The organism is Paenibacillus sinensis (assembly GCF_019904155.1).
In the GTDB taxonomy this organism is placed as follows: domain Bacteria; phylum Bacillota; class Bacilli; order Paenibacillales; family Paenibacillaceae; genus Paenibacillus_AQ; species Paenibacillus_AQ sinensis.
Window position 1 is genome coordinate 128,263 of record NZ_JAHCMB010000153.1, and the last position, 18,110, is coordinate 146,372.

At 53.9% G+C, this 18,110-nt stretch carries 14 protein-coding genes; 11 read left to right on the forward strand and 3 right to left on the reverse strand.

Annotation, left to right across the window (positions count from 1 at the left end; genetic code table 11):
* The first annotated feature begins 50 nt into the window (after window positions 1–50).
* The 11 genes from KIH86_RS18230 (at window position 51) to KIH86_RS18280 (ending at window position 14,242) form a co-directional block, all read left to right on the forward strand.
* The gene (locus tag KIH86_RS18230; RefSeq protein ID WP_223110591.1) at window positions 51–1,427 is read left to right on the forward strand and encodes an extracellular solute-binding protein; all 1,377 of its coding nucleotides are present in this window, start codon (window positions 51–53) and stop codon (window positions 1,425–1,427) included.
* 182 nt (window positions 1,428–1,609) lie between these two features.
* Window positions 1,610–3,367 carry a polysaccharide deacetylase family protein gene (locus KIH86_RS18235; protein WP_223082059.1) on the forward strand — a complete coding sequence of 586 codons (1,758 nt, stop codon included), beginning with the start codon at window positions 1,610–1,612 and terminating at the stop codon, window positions 3,365–3,367.
* A complete protein-coding gene (locus tag KIH86_RS18240) occupies window positions 3,345–4,286 on the forward strand; it encodes an ABC transporter permease (protein ID WP_407672302.1) in 942 nt (313 codons plus the stop codon). The genes KIH86_RS18235 and KIH86_RS18240 overlap by 23 nt, the downstream gene beginning before the upstream one ends.
* Before the next feature lie 30 nt (window positions 4,287–4,316).
* A complete protein-coding gene (locus KIH86_RS18245; protein ID WP_223082055.1) occupies window positions 4,317–5,186 on the forward strand; it encodes a carbohydrate ABC transporter permease in 870 nt (289 codons plus the stop codon).
* Between the two features lie 59 nt (window positions 5,187–5,245).
* Window positions 5,246–6,865, forward strand: a complete 1,620-nt coding sequence (locus KIH86_RS18250; RefSeq protein ID WP_223082052.1) for a type 2 periplasmic-binding domain-containing protein — start codon at window positions 5,246–5,248, stop codon at window positions 6,863–6,865.
* Window positions 6,866–6,964: 99 nt separating this feature from the next.
* Window positions 6,965–8,767 (forward strand): hypothetical protein, encoded by a 1,803-nt coding sequence (locus KIH86_RS18255; protein WP_223082049.1) that lies wholly within the window; start codon window positions 6,965–6,967, stop codon window positions 8,765–8,767.
* A gap of 5 nt (window positions 8,768–8,772) precedes the next feature.
* The gene (locus KIH86_RS18260; RefSeq protein ID WP_223082047.1) at window positions 8,773–10,014 is read left to right on the forward strand and encodes a DegT/DnrJ/EryC1/StrS family aminotransferase; all 1,242 of its coding nucleotides are present in this window, start codon (window positions 8,773–8,775) and stop codon (window positions 10,012–10,014) included.
* Window positions 10,015–10,941: a Gfo/Idh/MocA family protein gene (locus tag KIH86_RS18265; RefSeq protein ID WP_223082045.1), complete on the forward strand. Its 927-nt coding sequence runs from the start codon at window positions 10,015–10,017 to the stop codon at window positions 10,939–10,941.
* 39 nt (window positions 10,942–10,980) lie between these two features.
* The gene (locus KIH86_RS18270) at window positions 10,981–12,324 is read left to right on the forward strand and encodes a DegT/DnrJ/EryC1/StrS family aminotransferase (protein WP_223082043.1); all 1,344 of its coding nucleotides are present in this window, start codon (window positions 10,981–10,983) and stop codon (window positions 12,322–12,324) included.
* Window positions 12,321–13,358: a Gfo/Idh/MocA family protein gene (locus tag KIH86_RS18275; protein WP_223082040.1), complete on the forward strand. Its 1,038-nt coding sequence runs from the start codon at window positions 12,321–12,323 to the stop codon at window positions 13,356–13,358. Before KIH86_RS18270 ends, KIH86_RS18275 begins: the two co-directional genes overlap by 4 nt.
* Window positions 13,359–13,375: 17 nt before the next feature.
* Entirely contained in the window at window positions 13,376–14,242 is an 867-nt protein-coding gene (locus tag KIH86_RS18280; RefSeq protein ID WP_235775476.1) for a sugar phosphate isomerase/epimerase family protein, read from the forward strand.
* 172 nt (window positions 14,243–14,414) lie between these two features.
* Here the strand turns inward: KIH86_RS18280 and KIH86_RS18285 are convergent, their stop codons facing one another.
* The 3 genes from KIH86_RS18285 to KIH86_RS18295 all read right to left on the reverse strand — a co-directional run bounded on the left by KIH86_RS18285 (window position 14,415) and on the right by KIH86_RS18295 (window position 18,035).
* A complete protein-coding gene (locus KIH86_RS18285; protein WP_223082038.1) occupies window positions 14,415–15,482 on the reverse strand; it encodes a dihydrodipicolinate synthase family protein in 1,068 nt (355 codons plus the stop codon).
* Window positions 15,482–16,498 carry an NAD-dependent epimerase/dehydratase family protein gene (locus tag KIH86_RS18290; protein WP_223082036.1) on the reverse strand — a complete coding sequence of 339 codons (1,017 nt, stop codon included), beginning with the start codon at window positions 16,496–16,498 and terminating at the stop codon, window positions 15,482–15,484. Before KIH86_RS18290 ends, KIH86_RS18285 begins: the two co-directional genes overlap by 1 nt.
* Before the next feature lie 220 nt (window positions 16,499–16,718).
* Window positions 16,719–18,035, reverse strand: a complete 1,317-nt coding sequence (locus KIH86_RS18295) for a GGDEF domain-containing protein (protein WP_223082033.1) — start codon at window positions 18,033–18,035, stop codon at window positions 16,719–16,721.
* Between the last annotated feature and the right edge of the window lie 75 nt (window positions 18,036–18,110).

Consider the following 18,110-nt stretch of genomic DNA (forward strand, 5'->3'; position numbering starts at 1 on the left):
ACCTAATTGGAGGGGTATGGTTGAATAACAAGGAATTCCGATATATTGAAATGGCAGGAATTTTAAGGATGGAGATTTTGTCCGGCTTTCTGAAGCCCGGCCAGTTTCTGCTTCCCGAGAAAGAACTGTGCCAGCTGTACAACATCAGCAGAAACTCCTTGCGCCAGGCCTTGGAGCTGCTTACGAATGAAGGTCTTCTGATCAAGATGGTCGGCAGAGGGACTATGGTTGCGAAGGATCTGGACATTACCAAGCATGAAGCCAATGTCATCAACATCATTTGTCCCAACGATTCCTCCTATGTCAGAAAGGCGCTTCCCATATTGATCGAAATGTTCAAGGAGCAGTATCCGCATGTGGAGTTCAGAGAGTTCAAGACCGAACTGCGCAACGGACAGCTGCTAAAGGATCTGTCGGGCTTCGGCATCCGGGCGGATCTGGTGATTATCAGCGACCATGATATGCAGCATCTTCCGCTGGAAGAGTTCCTTGCGCTTGAGGACATCATACCGGAGCAGGAAGTGAACAACGATCAGCTCGTTAATGTGTTCCGCCATGAAGGCCGACAGTACGCGATCCCGCTTACTTACTCCCCGGTATTTATGGCCTGTAATCCCCGGCTGTTCGCCGAGAACGGTCTGGAACTGCCGACGAAGGATTGGAGCTGGGAGCAGTTCACGGAAGCGGCCCGAATCATAACGAGGGATGCCAACGGGGATGGACAAAGCGATATCTATGGTCTGGGGCTGTCCTCCTCCCTGTACCGCTGGCCGGTACTCGCCAGAAAATACAGCTGTTCGCTTGAGCAGGAGCCTTCGGGCACACTGAATATAGACGGACTCGATGAATTTCTCCGTTATATCCAGGCCATGATCTATAAAGACGGGATTTGCCCGGCCGCAGCGATCAATGATTGGGAGCTGTTGGCCCAGCTGTTCGACGAGGGCCATCTCGGCATGTTTCTGACCACAACCCTGACTACCGGCATGCACAACGGCCGATTCCCCGTTACGGTCATTCCGATTCCCATGAATCCGCATGCCCATAAAGGGAATCTCACGATCGCGAACGGGATGATGATTCCACAGACGAGCGGCAATCCGAATTTGGCCAAGCTGTTCGCTGAATTCTCGATGCGGATGGATTTTCAGATGCGAATGGCGGGCGAAGCCAAATTTCTGTCTATCTACCCGCAGGTCAACAATGAGGTGTGGACAGAGCTTGAACTTGGAGCCCTCGGGTTATCCCAGGACAATCCGGAGCATCTGTACTTCATGCATGAATTTCTTCCGAACTCGGCAGCCGAGATTCTGCATAGTGAAATGATTAAATTCTGGGCCGGTTTTGATGCCCCCGATGAACTCGCCCATAGACTGCAAGGTTTGTTCGCCTCCTCCGAACCCCCTCATATCGAAGCCGCTGAGTAAGCTCAGCGGCTTTTTTCAATTTCAATGTCATTATCCTTAACATTGGTGGTTGACTTCTCTTCATATCCTCATGCTATAATGGAATCGGTACTAAACCTATACCATTTTTAATTTGTTACATATGTTACGTTATCTTCCATGTAATTCGCGGTTGCTGCACACAAAAAAAGGAGTGACATCAGATGGGCCTTGCAAAATTGGCAGTAGTAAATGAGCAATCCGTTCAATTGCGAAGATGGCGATACGGCGTCAATGCATTTGAAGGATTTATAGAGGAGCTTCTGGAGCAGCACCGAATCCCCTATCGCAGCTTCAAGACTCTGGATGAGGCATTAAGCGACCAGCCGGATCTTCTCATCGTCGCTCTTTGCGAAGAGAACCGGGAGAATGGAAGCAAGCTGAGAGCTTACGCGGAGAACGGCGGCACGGTAATCTCGTATGCCGGACTGAACATGATAGCCGAGGAGCTCGGATATTACGAGGACCGGCCGACGGGTTCGGGATACGCGGCGCTCCCGGAGTTCAATGATTCTCCGCTGCGGTTCCTGGCAGCGAAGCCATGGAGCCTCCATAGCGACAAGAACCCCGCTGCCAGGGTGTTCGACAAGAACTCCGCTGCCAGGGTGTCCGGTATGCTGCACCAGGGCAGACCGCAAGGCGCAGAAGCCGGACCGGCGCTGTTGTCCATCCCGGTCGGACAAGGATCGATCGAGCGCTGGTCGGTGGACATCCCCTTCACCATCGTTGCCCTGCAGCAGGGAACAGGACCTGTCTTCGATGACGGTTCTGCCTCCCCGGACGGTACCATTCCGATCAGGGAGGACATCTTGAAGGCGGATGACCGCTGCGCGATGGATTGGGAATATGACCGGCTGCAGACGCCGACCGGCATGAGCTATTATGCTTATCCCTACGCGGACTGGTGGCGGGAAATTTTCATCAGTCATCTGATCAAGGCCGCCGCCGCCAAGAATCTCCCCCTTCCCTTTCTGAATTATTGGCCTGAAGGAATTCCGGCGGTATTATCCATCTCGCATGACAGCGATCTTAATGAAGATCGGCACGCCGAAACCGCGCTGAGCTTTCTCCGGCAAATCGGCATCCGGACAACCTGGTGTATGCTCGAGCCCGGTTATTCCGCCCGTTACTACGACGAAGCGAAGGCCGATGGCCATGAACTCTCGCTTCATTACAACGCACTCGAAATGGACGGAGGAAGCTGGGGTGAAGAGGCCTTCCGCAATCAGAGTCAATGGCTGAAGCGGTCCGCCCGGCTCACGAAAATTCCTTCCAATAAGAATCACTACACCCGCTTCGAGGGCTGGGGTGAATTATTCCTCTGGTGCGAACGCAATGGAATCGAAGCCGACCAGTCCAGAGGGCCAAGCAAAGCGGGCAATATCGGCCTGATCTTCGGCACCTGCCATCCCTACTTTCCAATCAGCGATTTTACCGAGGGCAACCGATTCTATGATGTGCTTGAGATCGGTTTTCTCAGCCAGGATTTGAACCACCCCGAGCTATACGATTCCAGTGTCGTCGATCCGTTCCTCGATACCATCGAGAAGGCGGAAGGCGTTGCCCATTTTCTGTTTCACCAGGCACACATCCACCGTTTCGAATCGGTCAGACAAGCCATACGCGAAGTCGTAGACGGCGCCAGAAGACGCGGCTTCGCGCTCTGGACCATCGCCGAGGTCAATGACTGGGAGAGAGCGCGGCGGAATGTGTGGATTGCAGGCATCGACGATACCGGCGCCCCCATTCTGGAAGGATCGGCATTGCCGCAGCAGACCGCTGTCTATGTTCCGGTTACCGGCCGTGAACCCGCCGCCGGGGAGAGCTTCGAGCGCAAGTTCGGAGTGATGTGCAGAAAGTATATCGCGGGCAAGGAGGAGATTGAATTTGTCAAAGGTACTGACCGGATCCAAACCGTATGAAGAATCGAGTTATGTTCCCCGGACATGGCGCAGCAAGCTTTGGAGAGAGCGGTATATTTTCCTGCTGCTCCTCCCCGGCCTTATCTACTTTCTAATCTTCAAGATCATCCCCGTCTTCGGAAATGTGATCGCGTTCCAGGAATTCAACCCCTTTAAGGGAATATGGGCCAGCGATTGGGTAGGCCTCGACAATTTCAAACGCATATTTGAAGATACCGAAGTGCTGAAAGTGCTGCGCAATACGCTATACATTTCGTTTACACAGATCCTGTTCGTCTTTCCCGCTCCAATTTTCCTGGCCATCATGCTCAATGAGGTTGCCAACAGCAAAGTCAAACGCATTATTCAGTCCGTTGTGTATCTGCCCCACTTCTTCTCCTGGGTCGTCATCATCAGCATCGCCACTATCTTTCTGAAGCCGGAAGGCATAATCAATCAGATCCTGGAAAGCCTCGGCTATAATTGGGTTTCGTTCATGACTAACCCGCATATGTTCGTGCCCATCGTCATTATTGAGCTGATCTGGAAGGAGACCGGCTGGTCCACTATCATCTTCCTGGCAGCTCTGGCTTCCCTGAATAATGAGCTTCTGGAAGCGGCGATTGTCGATGGAGCCGGACGCTGGAAACGAATCTGGAGCATCATCCTGCCTTCCATCAGCGGCACCATTGTTATTCTGCTGATCCTGCGGCTCGGCTCCGTGCTGGATTCAGGCTTCGAGCAAATCTTCCTCATGCTGAACCCGTTCAATAAGGAAATAGGCAACGTACTGGACACCTTCGTCTATGAAAAAGGGATCAAGCAAAGCGATTTCAGCTTTAGCACGGCGGTAGGCCTGTTCAAAGGGGTTGTCGGCCTCGTGCTGGTCCTGGGCGCTAATAAAATCGCCAAACGATTCGGCAATGACGGATTGTTCTAACCTCATTTGAATAGAAAGGAGAGCCTTGCCATGCATTTTAAATCCAGAGCCGACAAATGGTTCAACGCCTTCAACTATCTCCTGCTCAGTATCGTATGCCTGTGTATGATCTTTCCGCTGCTGTACATTTTCTCGGTATCCTTCTCGACAATGCAGGACTTTGTGCAAAAGGATATTATTCTGTGGCCCTCCAAATGGGATCTTGGCGCATACCGCTACATCTTCAGCACCGAAACATTCGGACGGGCCATGCTCGTCAGCGCCTGTCTCACTGTTGTCATCACCTGTGTCAATCTGCTCATGACGAGCACAATGGCTTTTGCCACAACGTTCCGGTTCACCGGCTCCAAGCTGATTCTCCGTATGATTGTGTTCACGCTATTGTTCTCTCCCGGCTTGATTCCCAGCTATTTGATGGTACGCAATCTCGGGTTAATCAATTCCTACTGGTCACTAATTCTTCCCGGTATGATCAGCACCTTCAACCTCATCGTCATCCGGCAATTTTTCCAGGGGCTGCCCAAGGAAATTTTCGAAGCGGCGAATATTGACGGAGCCAATGAATTGCAAATTTTCCGCAGAATTGCTCTGCCGCTATCCAAACCGGCCCTTGCCGCCTTCGCCCTGTTCTATGCGGTGGATGCCTGGAACGCCTACTTCAACGTCATCCTGTATATGAATGACACCACTAAATGGACCATCCAGGTCGTCCTTCGCCAGATCGTCATCGTCGCTCCACCGGACAACAATTTGTTATCCAGCTTGCTGCGGGAACCGCCTCCAGCGCAGACCGTTCAAATGGCAGCTGTTCTGATAGCTACACTTCCGATTCTCATCATCTATCCGTTTCTGCAAAAGCATTTTGCCAAAGGGGTGATGCTCGGCTCAGTGAAAGGCTAAGCGGTTGAAGCTCGCAGACAATCCAGACTCAACATTTATTACGGAGGGGATCTATTACTATGGAAAAGCTTAATAAAACGGTTCTGAGTTCACTTACCCTGATTGCATTACTGACAACAGCGGCATGTTCATCCTCAAATAATGGAAATACCTCCCCTGCCGGCAATAATTCCGCCTCTTCGGCAGCACCTTCTGACGGATCTGACAAGAAGTACACGATCTCGATGATGGATATGACCTATGGCAAAATCCCCCCGAGTGACGGAGCCGGCGTCAAGATGATCAATGAGAAATTCAATGTCGATTACAAGACGACCATCGTGCCTTATGACGGCTACCTGGAGAAGATGTCCGCCACTATTGCCGGAGGCGATATGCCGGATATTCTCGGAATCGAGGAATACGTGGCAGCCGGTTCCCTCCAGAAGTGGGCTGACCAGGGCGCCTTCCTGAAGCTGAATGATTACATCGACAAATATCCGACCCTCAAAATGGTACCCGCCGAAGTCTGGGGGGCTGTGACGAACAAGGATGGCTCGATCTGGGGGATTCCGCGCTACTATCCGAATACGGCTGCCCAGAACTTTGCTATCCGCCAGGACTGGCTCGATAAGCTCGGACTCAAGATGCCGACGAGCTACGACGAATTGGCAAAAGTTGCGCTGGCCTTCACCAAAGATGATCCCGACGGCAACGGCAAAGACGATACTTACGGCCTCGTGATGAGCGGCGGAGGCTATCCGAACTATGCAATGGGTGCTTATTGGGACCTGAACTCCTGGTACCATAAGGATGCGGACGGCAACTTTATCCCGGGTTATATCGGTGAAGGACGCAAGGAAGCCGTCAAAGTGTTCGCGGATTTGTACAAGCAAGGGGCGATTACGAAGGGCTTCGGCGCTAATGCGACTCTGGATCAGGGACAAGCCGACTTCTACAACGGCAAGGCCGGCATCTATATTACCGGCATCCGCGGTCTGGATGAGAATCTGGCGAACTCTCTGCTGTCGGTCAACCCGAATGCCAAGCTCTCCGCTATTCCGCCGTTCGTTGCACCAGACGGCTCCCAGGGCTTTATGGCACAGAAGGGATACTACCGGATCACTGTTCTTAACGCCAAGCTGGCCGGTGACGAAGGCAAGATCGACCGCATTCTCTCCATGATCGACTACGGACGCACCTTTGTTCCGGTTGATCAGCAGACACCGGATAATGAGAATTTTGATTTCCGCAACGGCAAGAACGGCGTAGGCTACACCTACGAGAACGGAGTTGTCACCCTCTCCCAGCCGGATCAAGGGCTGATGCCTGCCAGCTATCTTCCCGATGCTGTGATGTGGGCTCCAAGCGTACTTGACAACAAGTACTCCGAGCTCCAGACTAATCCGCTCTACAAACCGCTTGTCAAAGAGCTTGAACAGCAATACCAGGATTTCGAGCAATATGCTGACCCTAGCAATTCCGGCTTCTCCGCTACGATGAACAGCGGTAAAGGCACGGATGCGATGAATAAAGTGACCGATACGCAAGTGAAAATGATCATGGGCGATACCCCTCTCTCCGACTGGGACAAGATGGTGGATGAGTACATGAAGAGCGGTGGGGCCGATATCATCAAAGAAATGAATGACAGCCTGAAAGGCAAGGAATTGATCGGATATAAGAACATGAGCAAGTAATCCGGGCGAAACTTATTTTCAACCGCTGCAATGGACCGCAACCCAAGGCCCCATACGGCCTTGGGTTGTTCTTATTTCTTGATGAAAGGCGGGCTTGATGTGAGTCAGCAGCTGTACAGCCATGCAGGGAAGCCCTGCCGTAATTTTAATATCCTCGCGACGGAAGTGCTGTTCGATCCTGTCGATGGCAGAGAGAAGCTCGTTCTCTCCAACTATGCGATGGGAGAGACCGGAAGCCTCATCCTGATCGACACCTTGACGGGTCAGGGAGAGAATCTCCAGCTTCCTGCCGGACCGGGAGCCTGGGGACTGGTCAACTGGCATAACGACAAGCTGGTTGTCGGGACCTGTGTCGATCAGGCCTATCTGCATGTTCTGGATTTGCGCACCCGGCAATGGGCGCCGGTTCTCGAATCCGAAGGGGAGTCTTACTTCTGGGGGATGACGCTCGGTTCGGACGGAAAGGTGTATGGAGGAACCTATCCGGGATGCTCGCTGATGCAGTACGATCCGCAGACCCACTCCCTACTTAATCTAGGCAAGGTGTCCGAGAACGGAAGCAATCAATACAGCCGGCCGGTCTGGGGGGAGGCGGCCGGTTATATTTTGATGAATTACGGCTTTGACACGAATGGAATGAAGGCGTATCGGATTAACGACGGTCGATTCATCGAGTTCGGCAAGCCGGGAGAGCAGATCAAATGGGTTACCGACCATATTGTCTGTACAGAGCATGGGAATGAGCTTGCCTATTACGATGCAGCTACCTTGCTACCCGTAGACGGCGGCGCTGTCCATGAACAGGACATTCCCCTGCTGAACCTCACCTTAGCCAACGGGCAGACTGTTCCCATCAGGCATTTAAGCGGCAATCGCGCAGCCGGGGTTAGAGGACAGGAGTATTTCATCACAGAGTTACCGGCAGATTCTTCGGCATGCGCGGAGCCTATGGAGGTGGAGTTGAAGCGTATCCCCGTCGAGGCGCCTGCTACAGCCATCTTCACGCTGCAATCGGACGGCAAGGAGCTGCTGTGGGGTGCAAGCGGATTCGGCCAGACCGTATTCAGCTTCAATCCCTCCACCGGCGCCTTCTGGAATTCACCTTCCGTATGCAATGCCGGAGGCGAGGTGTACGGAATGCAGTTCATGGATAGCCGTTTGTTCCTGAGCGCCTATGTTGGAGGGGATCATGTGCTGTATGATCCTTCCAGACCCTGGGAGCAGTTGAACAACCTGAATCCCCGTACTCTCCGATCCGTCGCCCCGGAGCTGATCCGTCCCGAAGGAAGAAGTGTATGTGGACCCGATGGAGCGTTCTGGACCGGCTGGTCTGCGCAGTACGGCGTATATGGCGGCGGCCTTTCACGGGTCGATCCGGCCACGCTCGAAGTCGAGCACTGGTATGACCCTGTGCCGGGACAGCAGGTATCCGGTCTGGCGGCGGATGAGGAATACCTGTATTTCACAACGAATGGCGGCGCAAGCGGCCTTCCTCCCCAGCAGGTGCAGAGCCGATTCGTCGTCTGGGAGCCTGGGAAGGGCAAAATGCAGGAATGGCAATTTGAAAAAGATCAGGTAGCCGGCAATGCCATCGCCGCCCTGGGTGGCAGGGTCGCCTGCTGCGCCGGCGAAGAAATCCATATTTTTGACCGCAGCCAGAGAGAGTTCGTCACTTCTGTTCGGGTTGGACAGAGCTGCCAATGGCTTGTGGCCCTGGATGAGCATACAGCCGGCGCCTTTTGTGGTGAAGAGTATTGGGAATTGGATGTGAAGACAGGCAGAGGACATTGGATAACCCGTGTTCCGGGTTATGCAAGAGCCGCAGCCCTGCATGACGGCAAGCTTTATTTTGCGGTAAGTTCCGACTTATATGTATTGAATCGAACATCCTTGGAGGGATAAATACAGTGAATAATCTAGCGATCCATGGCGGACCCAAGACCAAGACAACCCCTTTCGGAAGCGGCAACCGTTTCGGAGAGGCTGAGCTAAAAGAACTTAAGGAAGCACTGGAGCAAGGAACCCTGTTCTATCATTACGGCGAGAAGGTCAAGCAATTTCTCCACAAGTTCAATGAAATGTACGACGTGAAGTACAGTGTCGCCACTTCGTCAGGAACTGCTGCCATTCATGTCGCTCTAGGCGCGGCAGGCGTTACTGCCGGAGATGAGGTGATCACAAGCCCCATCACCGATCAGGGCACCGTTATCGGCATTCTGTATCAGAACGCGATTCCCGTATTTGCGGATGTTCTGCCTCATACGTACAATCTCGACCCGGCATCGCTAGAAGCGTGCATCACCGAACGGACAAAGGCTATTGTCGTCGTCCATCTGGCTGGCAATCCCTGCGACATGGACGCCATTATGGCGATCGCCCGCAAGCATGAGCTGAAGGTGATCGAGGATTGTGCGCAAAGCTATATGTGCTATTACAAAGGAAAGCTGACCGGTACTATTGGAGATTACGGCTGCTTCAGCACGAATGATTTCAAACATATCTCCACCGGAGACGGCGGGATGGTGACCGTTAATTCAGGGCGGGAGGATGATTATGCCGTCACCCACGCTTTTGCCGACAAAAACTATCAGCGCTTCGATCATGTCGTAAGCCGGGACATCCATCATATCGCGCCCAACTACCGGATGACCGAGCTTCAGGGAGCCGTAGGCATTGCCCAGCTGGACAAGCTGACCTGGATTTGCGATATGCGGGGCAAGTACGGGACGATGCTGATTGAGGGCCTTTCCGGAATTGCCGGTGTTTATCCTCCGAAAATTACGGAAGGCGGAACAAGCTCCTTCTGGTTCTTTCTGTTTCGTCTGGATACGGAGAGATTGATAGGCTCTGTGGATGATTTTGTGGCCGCGCTGAATGCGGAAGGCATCTCCTGTGTGCGCGGGTATATTCCCCAGCCCGTGTACCTCCAGCCTCTGTTTCAGACGAAGGAAGCCTATCCCGGCACGCATTACCCCTTCACGCTGTCCGAGGTTTCTTACGAGAAAGGCATTTGCCCACACGCCGAGGAAGTGCTGCAGACCTCTGTCCGCATAGGAATCAGCGAGTTCTATACTCCGGGCGATATCGAGGAAATCATTGAAGCCATCACCAAGGTTGCGGCTCATATGATTAAAGGCGGGTTGAGCTAAATGAGAGCAAAGCCGCTGAAGCTCGGTATCATCGGTCTGGATACGTCTCATGTGACCGCATTTGCCGAAATTTTGAATGATCCGGGTCATCCGCATCATATCCCCGGCGCAACCATTCAGGTCGCCTATCCCGGCAAACCCTCCTCCGATTTCGCTCTCAGCCGTGACAGAATTGAAGGCTATACCGAGGAGTTAGTGCGTGATTATGATGTCCAGCTCGCAGACTCCGAGGAAGCCGTTGCCGAGGCATGCGACGCAATCCTGCTGGAATCGGTGGATGGTAGAATTCATCCGGAGCAGTTCATGCGGATTGTTCCATATGGCAAGCCGGTCTTCATCGACAAGCCCTTCGCCTTAAGCTCGCGGGAAGCCCGGGAGATGCTGGAAGCGGCAGAGCGGTTCCGCGTTCCGTGGATGAGCTGCTCCTCCCTTCGTTACGGAGAGGCGTTATCCGAACAGCTTCGCAGCATGGAATCCGAGTCGATAATCGGCGCCGATTGTCACGGGCCTATGGCGATTGAGCCTACACAGCCGGGGCTGTTCTGGTACGGAATCCATGCTGTAGAAATGCTGTACAAGGTGCTGGGACGAGGCTGCGTGAGCGTCAGCGCGGTCATGAACGAGGATTATGATCAGATCACAGCGATCTGGGGTGACGGACGAATGGGCACAATTCGCGGCAACCGCAAAGGCAATAATAAATTCGGCGTCCTGCTGCACGGCGATCAGACTACCCGCTATGCCAATATGAGCGATCATCACAAGCCCTTCTACGCTTCGATGCTGGAACAGATTATCCGGATGTTCCATACCGGCATCGTCGATATCAATCCCGAAGAAACATTGGAAATCATCCGTTTTATCGAATCCGCCAACCTCAGCCGTGAAACCGGAAGAACTATTCGGCTGCAGGCTCCACATGAATAGTGAACATTCATCACATCACCTATGGAGGTTAAGCTCATCATGACGACCAATAACAAGTCGCAGCTGGCATTGCTCGGAGGGCCCAAAGCCGTAACCGGGCATCCCGGCGACTTATTTACGTGGCCCATCATCACGAAGGAAGATGAAGAAGCGGCGCTGGAGGTATTGCGGAGAGGCGCTATGTCCGGAACCGATGTAACGAAGCAATTCGAGGCGGATTTCAGAGAGTGGCTGCAGGTTGACTATGCGCTCGGATTCAATAACGGTACGGCTTCGCTGCAAGCGGCCATGTACGGCTGCGGTCTCGGGATCGGCGATGAAGTGATCTGCCCGAGCATCACATACTGGGCTTCCGGCGTCCCGGCTTATTCGCTAGGTGCGACCCTTGTCTTCGCCGATATCGATCACGTCACCCTATGTCTTGACCCGAAAGACATCGAGCACCGGATCAGCGAACGAACCAAAGCGATTGTCGTCGTCCACTATTTCGGCTATCCCGCCGATATGGACCCGATCATGGAGATTGCACGGAAATACAATCTGAAAGTCATTGAAGATGTCTCCCATGCCCATGGCGGCATCTATAAAGGCCGTCCGCTCGGCACGATCGGACATGCAGGTGCTATGTCCATGATGGCGGGCAAATCACTCGCCGTCGGTGAAGCGGGCATGCTGGTCACCAGTGACCGGAACATCTATGAAAGAGCCATAGCCTTCGGACATTATGAGCGTTTTAATGAAGAAATCCGTTCGGACGCGCTGCGGCCTTTCATGGGCCTGCCCCTCGGCGGCCAGAAATACAGGATGCACCAGCTCAGCTCGGCGGTAGGCCGCGTACAGCTGCGGCATTACGAAGCCCGATTGACCGAAATCCGCCGGGCCATGAACTACTTCTGGGATCTGCTCGAAGGGGTTCCAGGGATCAAAGCCCACCGGACAGAGAAGGAATCTGACAGCTTGATGGGCGGCTGGTATGCAGCGCATGGCCACTATGTTCCGGAGGAGCTTGGCGGGCTGTCGGTGTACCGGTTCTGCGAAGCGGTAAGGGCCGAAGGCGTCGAGGCTTGCTCCCCGGGCTGCAATCTTCCGCTGCATACGCACCGCCTGTTTCAGGATGCCGATGTGTTTGGACATGGACGGCCAACACGAATCGCCAATTCCTTCCGCGACGTCCGGGAGAAGGATACCGGCCTGAGTGTCAGCGAAGGAATTGCCGCCAGAGTATACAGCATCCCCTGGTTCAAGCATTATCGCCCGGAGAGTATCGAAGAGTATGCGCTGGCTTTCCGTAAGGTAGCAGCGAATTATACCGATCTGCTCGAAGATGATCCCGGCAATCCGCCCACCATGGGCGGCTGGAACATGTTCAAGGCGCATTCATGAAGCAATGGGGATTTGGCATTATCGGCTGCGGAAGCATCGCTGGCTTTCATCGCACGGCCATTCAGTCAATGGACAACACCCGTTTGGTCGGTGTGTCCAGCCGTTCGGAAGCGCGGGCCAAGGCTTTTGCCCTGGAATCCGGGCACTGTGAATGCTGGAGCGATTCCCGACAGCTTCTCGAACATCCCGGGATCGATATTGTCTGTGTTACTACGGAGAGCGGGTCGCATTTCCAGGTCGGCCAGCAAGTGCTTCTCGCAGGCAAGCATGCCATCATCGAGAAGCCGCTCGCCATGAAGGCCGAGGAAGCCCGGCAGCTCACCGAGCTTGCGGCGGATCGCGGATTAAGTCTGTCCGTCGTCTCGCAGCGCAGGTTCGAGCCGCAAGTGGCTGCGATTAAGCGGGCGGTCGATGCCGGAAAATTAGGCAGGCTGCTGTATATTGAAGCCGGAACGCCGTACTATCGGACACAGGAATATTACGATCAGTCGGACTGGAGAGGAACCCTCGCCATGGATGGCGGGGCACTGATGAATCAAGGAATCCATCAGATTGATCTGATGCTCTGGATGGCGGGCCCCGTCAGCAGCGTATATGGGCAAGTCGCCACCCTTTCCCACCGGATGGAAGCGGAGGATACGGGCACAGCCATCGTCCGGTTTGTCAACGGAGCGATTGGAACGATTATGGCTTCCACGAGCATGAAGCCCGGATTTCCTCCCTATCTTCATCTCTACGGGGAGAAAGGGAGCGTGAAACTGTCGGGATCGTCCATCGTGCAGTGGTCGGTCGAAGGCGAACCGAGTCCGAGTCCAGTATTCGGAGGCAGCTTAGAGACAGACGGCTCCTCCAATCCGCTGGACATCTCGCCAATGTACCATAAGCGGCAGTTCGAAGCTCTGCTGCAAGCCCTGGATCAAGGAATTGATCCTCCGGTTAGCGGCGGTGAAGGAGCATTGGCTGTTGAGCTCATCGAAGCCATTTACGCTTCCTCCGCTTCCGGTAAGGAAATTGCCCTGTTATCAACCCATTAACTTGCGAGGTGATATTCATGCAGGCGAAGCTGCTGCTGGACCGGCTCGGTATTTTGACAGATGAGGTTTCTCCATATTTAATAGAAGCTTTGGATTGGATTACCGCAAATGAACTACGTCATGTCGAGCTTCGCTCTGTGCAGGGGATGAACATCCTGAACTTCAACAGGGCGGAAATGACAAACATGCGGCAGGAAATCGAGTCCCGGGGTCTGTTCGTGTCCGCCCTGGCCTCGCCGGTCTTTAAATGTCCATTGAGTCCGGACAGGACCACGATACAAGGCGATCAGTTCGGTCAGCTGGAGCAGCATGATGTAGCCGGACACTTCCGGCTGCTGCACAGAGCCTTGGATGCAGCGGAGCTTCTCCGCACCAGGTATATCCGGATCTTCTCCTTCTGGAGAGAAGATGACCCGGAATCATACACCGAAGAAATTGCCGGACATTTGTACGCAGCGGCTGAAATCGCACACTCACGGGGAGCCGTTCTGTTGCTGGAGAATGAGCCCAGCTGCAACGGCGGCTCCGCGGAGGAGACCGGACGGCTGGCGGCATTGGCCGATCATCCAGCGCTGAAGCTGCTGTGGGACCCGGGCAACGAGGCATTCCTCGGCCGCCCGGCTTACCCCGAAGGCTACAACAGCATGAAGCCTGGCATCGCCCATGTTCATTTGAAGGATGCCGTCTATCATCCGGATACCGGAGGGAAATGCGTGCCGATCGGCCGTGGGGCCGTCGATTACGCGCAGCAATTGGCCGCTCTTATGAAGGGTGGGTATGCAGGACTGTTCACCATCGAGACGCATTACCGTCCGCCGAGCGGAAGCGCAATGGACGGCAGCGCCTTGTCATTGAAGGGGCTGCGGCAGCTGTTGCCGCAGTAATAAACTCCATTCATTCCGGCGCATGCCGCAAAGAAGCTGTCTCCAAGCAGATTCCTGCTGAGAGACAGCTTCTTCTTTCTACAAATTATAACCGGGCGGGGTCCATATATCCGCATATCCGCTGCCTTTCTTCGCTTGCCCTGTATGACCGATTCAGAATCCGGACCTATTTCTACTCCAGCCACTCCTCAAGATGCGCCGCAACGAAATCATCATCGTGAAGATGCGGATACTGGCGATAGACCCGATCGATTTCCTCCGTCTGCCCCTCTGACAGCTGTTCATCAGGATTCAGACACCATGTCCCTTTTAACAGGCCCTGCCTTCTCAGCACCTCATGAATGCCCGGGATGCAGCCTTCGAAATGATGCGCCGGATCAAAAAAGGCTGCGTTGGAATCCGTCACCTGAATGCTGCGCGTCAACCATTCCCTGGAGATCGATTCCCCGCCCCGTATCCCCTTGATTTCTTCCAGCAGCTCCACAGCTTTGCTCGTCCAGACCGCCCAATGACCGAGCAGCCCGCCGACAACGGATTTCTCAACAAGCTTGCCGTCCACCTCAAACCGGTAAGTCGTCAGCAGATCCGCAATGATGTTGTCATCATTCCCCGTATAGAGCGCAATTTCATCGCACCGGCTGGAATGGCATACGGCCCGCGCCACGTCCAGCGTCTGATAGCGGTTGAATGGAGCCATCTTGATAGCAATAACCCCGGGAATCTCCGCGAAGCTGCGCCAGAACTCATAGCTGAAGATCCGGCCCCCGACTGAAGGCTGCAGATAAAAGCCGATCACCGGCATTCTCTCCGCTACTAGCTCCGTCCGCTTGAGAATTTCCTGCTCGCTCCAGCCTGACAGTCCTCCCATGCTGAGCAGGGCCGCGTCATAACCAAGCTTGCTAGCAATCTCGGTCTCATTTAGCGCTTGTTCGGTAGGTCCACAAATACCGGCGACTTTGATAAATGGACGTGCAAGACCGGCCCGCTCCACCTCCTCGGATGCCAGCCGCAGCACCGTTTCGTAGAGGTTATGCTCTTTGTCGCGGATTTCAAATTGGGTGGAATGGACACCGACCGCAACCCCCCCGGCGCCGGAGGCGATATAGTAGCGGGTCAGCGCCCTTTGATGCCGTTCATCCAGCTTGCGGTGCTCGTCAAGGGCCAGCGGATGAGCCGGAATAACAAGCCCTTGATGCAGGGCATTCAGCAGTTCGGCGGATAATGCCTTGTAGGCCTTCATCAGAATTTCCCCTTCCGTTCCTGAAAATGTGTCGGCTTGTTCAGAACTTCCCCGCCGCTCTTGACCCATTCTGCGGTCCAGTCGATCATTTCCAGCAATGATACGCTTGGATACCCGAACCGCTGATTACACTTGGCCGCATTATTCAACAATGCAGTCTCTGACTCCGTGCCTTCGAATAACGCGGCTTTATCAAAGCGCTTGGCAAATTCGGAAGCCGCCCACCGGATGGACACCGTCTCGGGTCCGGTGACATTCATCAGGCTCGGCGGACTCGTACACTCTGCTAAGCAGCGCAGCGCAATGGCATTCGCATCCCCTTGCCAGATGACATTGACAAAGCCCATAGTCAAGTCTATTGGTCGTCCCTCATAGACGGCTCGGGCTAGCTCCAACAGAACCCCGTAACGCATGTCAATCGCATAGTTCAACCGGTATATAGTCATCGGCGTTCCATTCTTATGGGAATGATATTCGAAAATCCGCTCCCGCCCCAGACAAGATTGAGCGTACTCGCCGATCGGCTCGGGTGTCACAGATTCATCCGCTCCTCCGCTGGAAACCGGTGTAAACGGATAGACATTACCGGACGAAAAGACCACAATTCGGGAGTCCTTATACTTCTCCGCGACTCTGCCCGGCAAATACGTATTCATCGCCCAGGTAAAATGCTCTCTTCCCGTCGTTCCGAATTTATTGCCCGCCATGTAGATCACATTCTCCACATCCGGCAAGCTCATCAATTCCTGATCATTCAGCAGATCGCAGGAAATCGTCTCAATTCCGGCAGCTTCCAGCTCGGCACGGGCCTTCTCATTCGAGAATCGGGAAATCCCGATAATCCGCTTCGACAGTCCGCCTTTGAGGACCGCATTTCGCGCCAGCTTGGCCAAACTCGGCCCCATCTTGCCCCCAACGCCCAATATGGCGATATCTCCCGGCACCTTGGCCAGCTCATGCACCAATTCATCCGACGGCTCCGCAAGCTTGTCTTCCAATTCCTCCACAGTAATCAAACAGGTCACCCTCCCTAATGTCTTCCTGTATCTATCATACTGAAAGTCATTATATAAAGACAGGTCTTTATATCGTCCTTAAACAGAGAATAAATAAACGGGGCTTCCCCCGTTCTAAGAATTCATTCGATTCCAATGAGCCTAGCCTATTCCAGAGTCTATTCCAAAAAGAGTCCGATCTATCGCAAGAGTCCGATCGACCACAAGAGTCCGATCCAGCTCAAAGTGTTCGATCGACCAAAAAAGAGAACCGGAAAATTTGCCGGGGTCTGCCTTTCGGGACTTTTTCCATGCCGGATATTTCGACAAGGCCGTTGTCTATCCAATGCAGGAGCAGCCGGTGCGCGCTTCTGACCGTTATTTCGAGCAGGGCAGCCAGATCGTGAACGGTATACTCATATTTTCCGTAGCGGGCCATTTGAGTGATCAGTCTGCTGAGATAGGCGCTTGTCATCCCGGCCGCTTCCGCTTCTCTCATGAGTTCGGCTTCCACAGGCGGCAACACCTTCTCCATGGAATCCGCCATTTCGAGCGGTCCAATCAGCGTCCGGTCTTCTCTGACGATGAAGCAGGTATTGCCGCCGGCCTCTTTGGACTTGCGAAGCGCGGCTCTGGCATGCGTTCCGGCTTCATTCGCGGAAATTCCGAATCCGATCCCGATGCTCAGGGATATGCCGTAGGATTTATTCGCTTCTTTTCCCAGAGGAATCATCTTGTATCCCCCGGTCTCCCGCTCAAATATCCCCCGTGTCGTGAAGAAGAGGTACTCATCCCCGCCGGTAGATGTTAAATATCCATCCAGCGACTCCACATACCCGAGGACCATTCGATGGATATCCAGCTTCAGCTTCTGCACCTCATGCTCACTGTTCCATTTCATGACCAGCCTGCCGAAATCATCGACATTGATGATGCCAACGACAATCTGCAATTCCTTTCCCCGCCGCGATTCAGTAGACAGCAGGGCTCGTTCCAGGGAGACGATAATATCCTGATCGGACGGCATCATCCATTCATTGGGAATCTGAAGCTCCGTCAGCTGCTGGGCCACCCGCTCCACTCCGGTCAGAGCCATGGCGAAATCCGACTTCTCCGACTGCTCGCGATGAAAGGCAATCAGCTCCTCGGGCGAAGAATAGGCAGGCCCGTTATATACAACCACCTGAATATGCTCCAGTTCCAGATCACGCAAGGTACGGGCAGCTATCGTTTGGGTTAACGTATCAACAGACAGCGTACCGCTTAGCTTCCCCAATGCCACCAGATGCAGAAGCGCCTTGAACAGTCCTGCACCGGTAAGCGGAACATAATGGACGGGGATCGAGGCCGGCAGCACTTCCTTCACTTTCCAATGCGCCAATGGCCCCGATAGCAGAATGACCTCAACTTCCTTGCTCAGCTCCACAGCGCAGGCTGCGGCCTCCTCCTCATGGCTGACAATCCGCACAACGGGATCGAAGGTGGGAAAGGTTTGAACCATTTTTATTATTTTTTCCGTTACCGCCCGCGTTCCAATGATTCCGATCTTGATCTGCATGTAAAGGTCTCATTCCTCCGGCCATCCGGCTTGAACTTCAGTATTGATTATATCGAGCCGTACCGGATGAATACA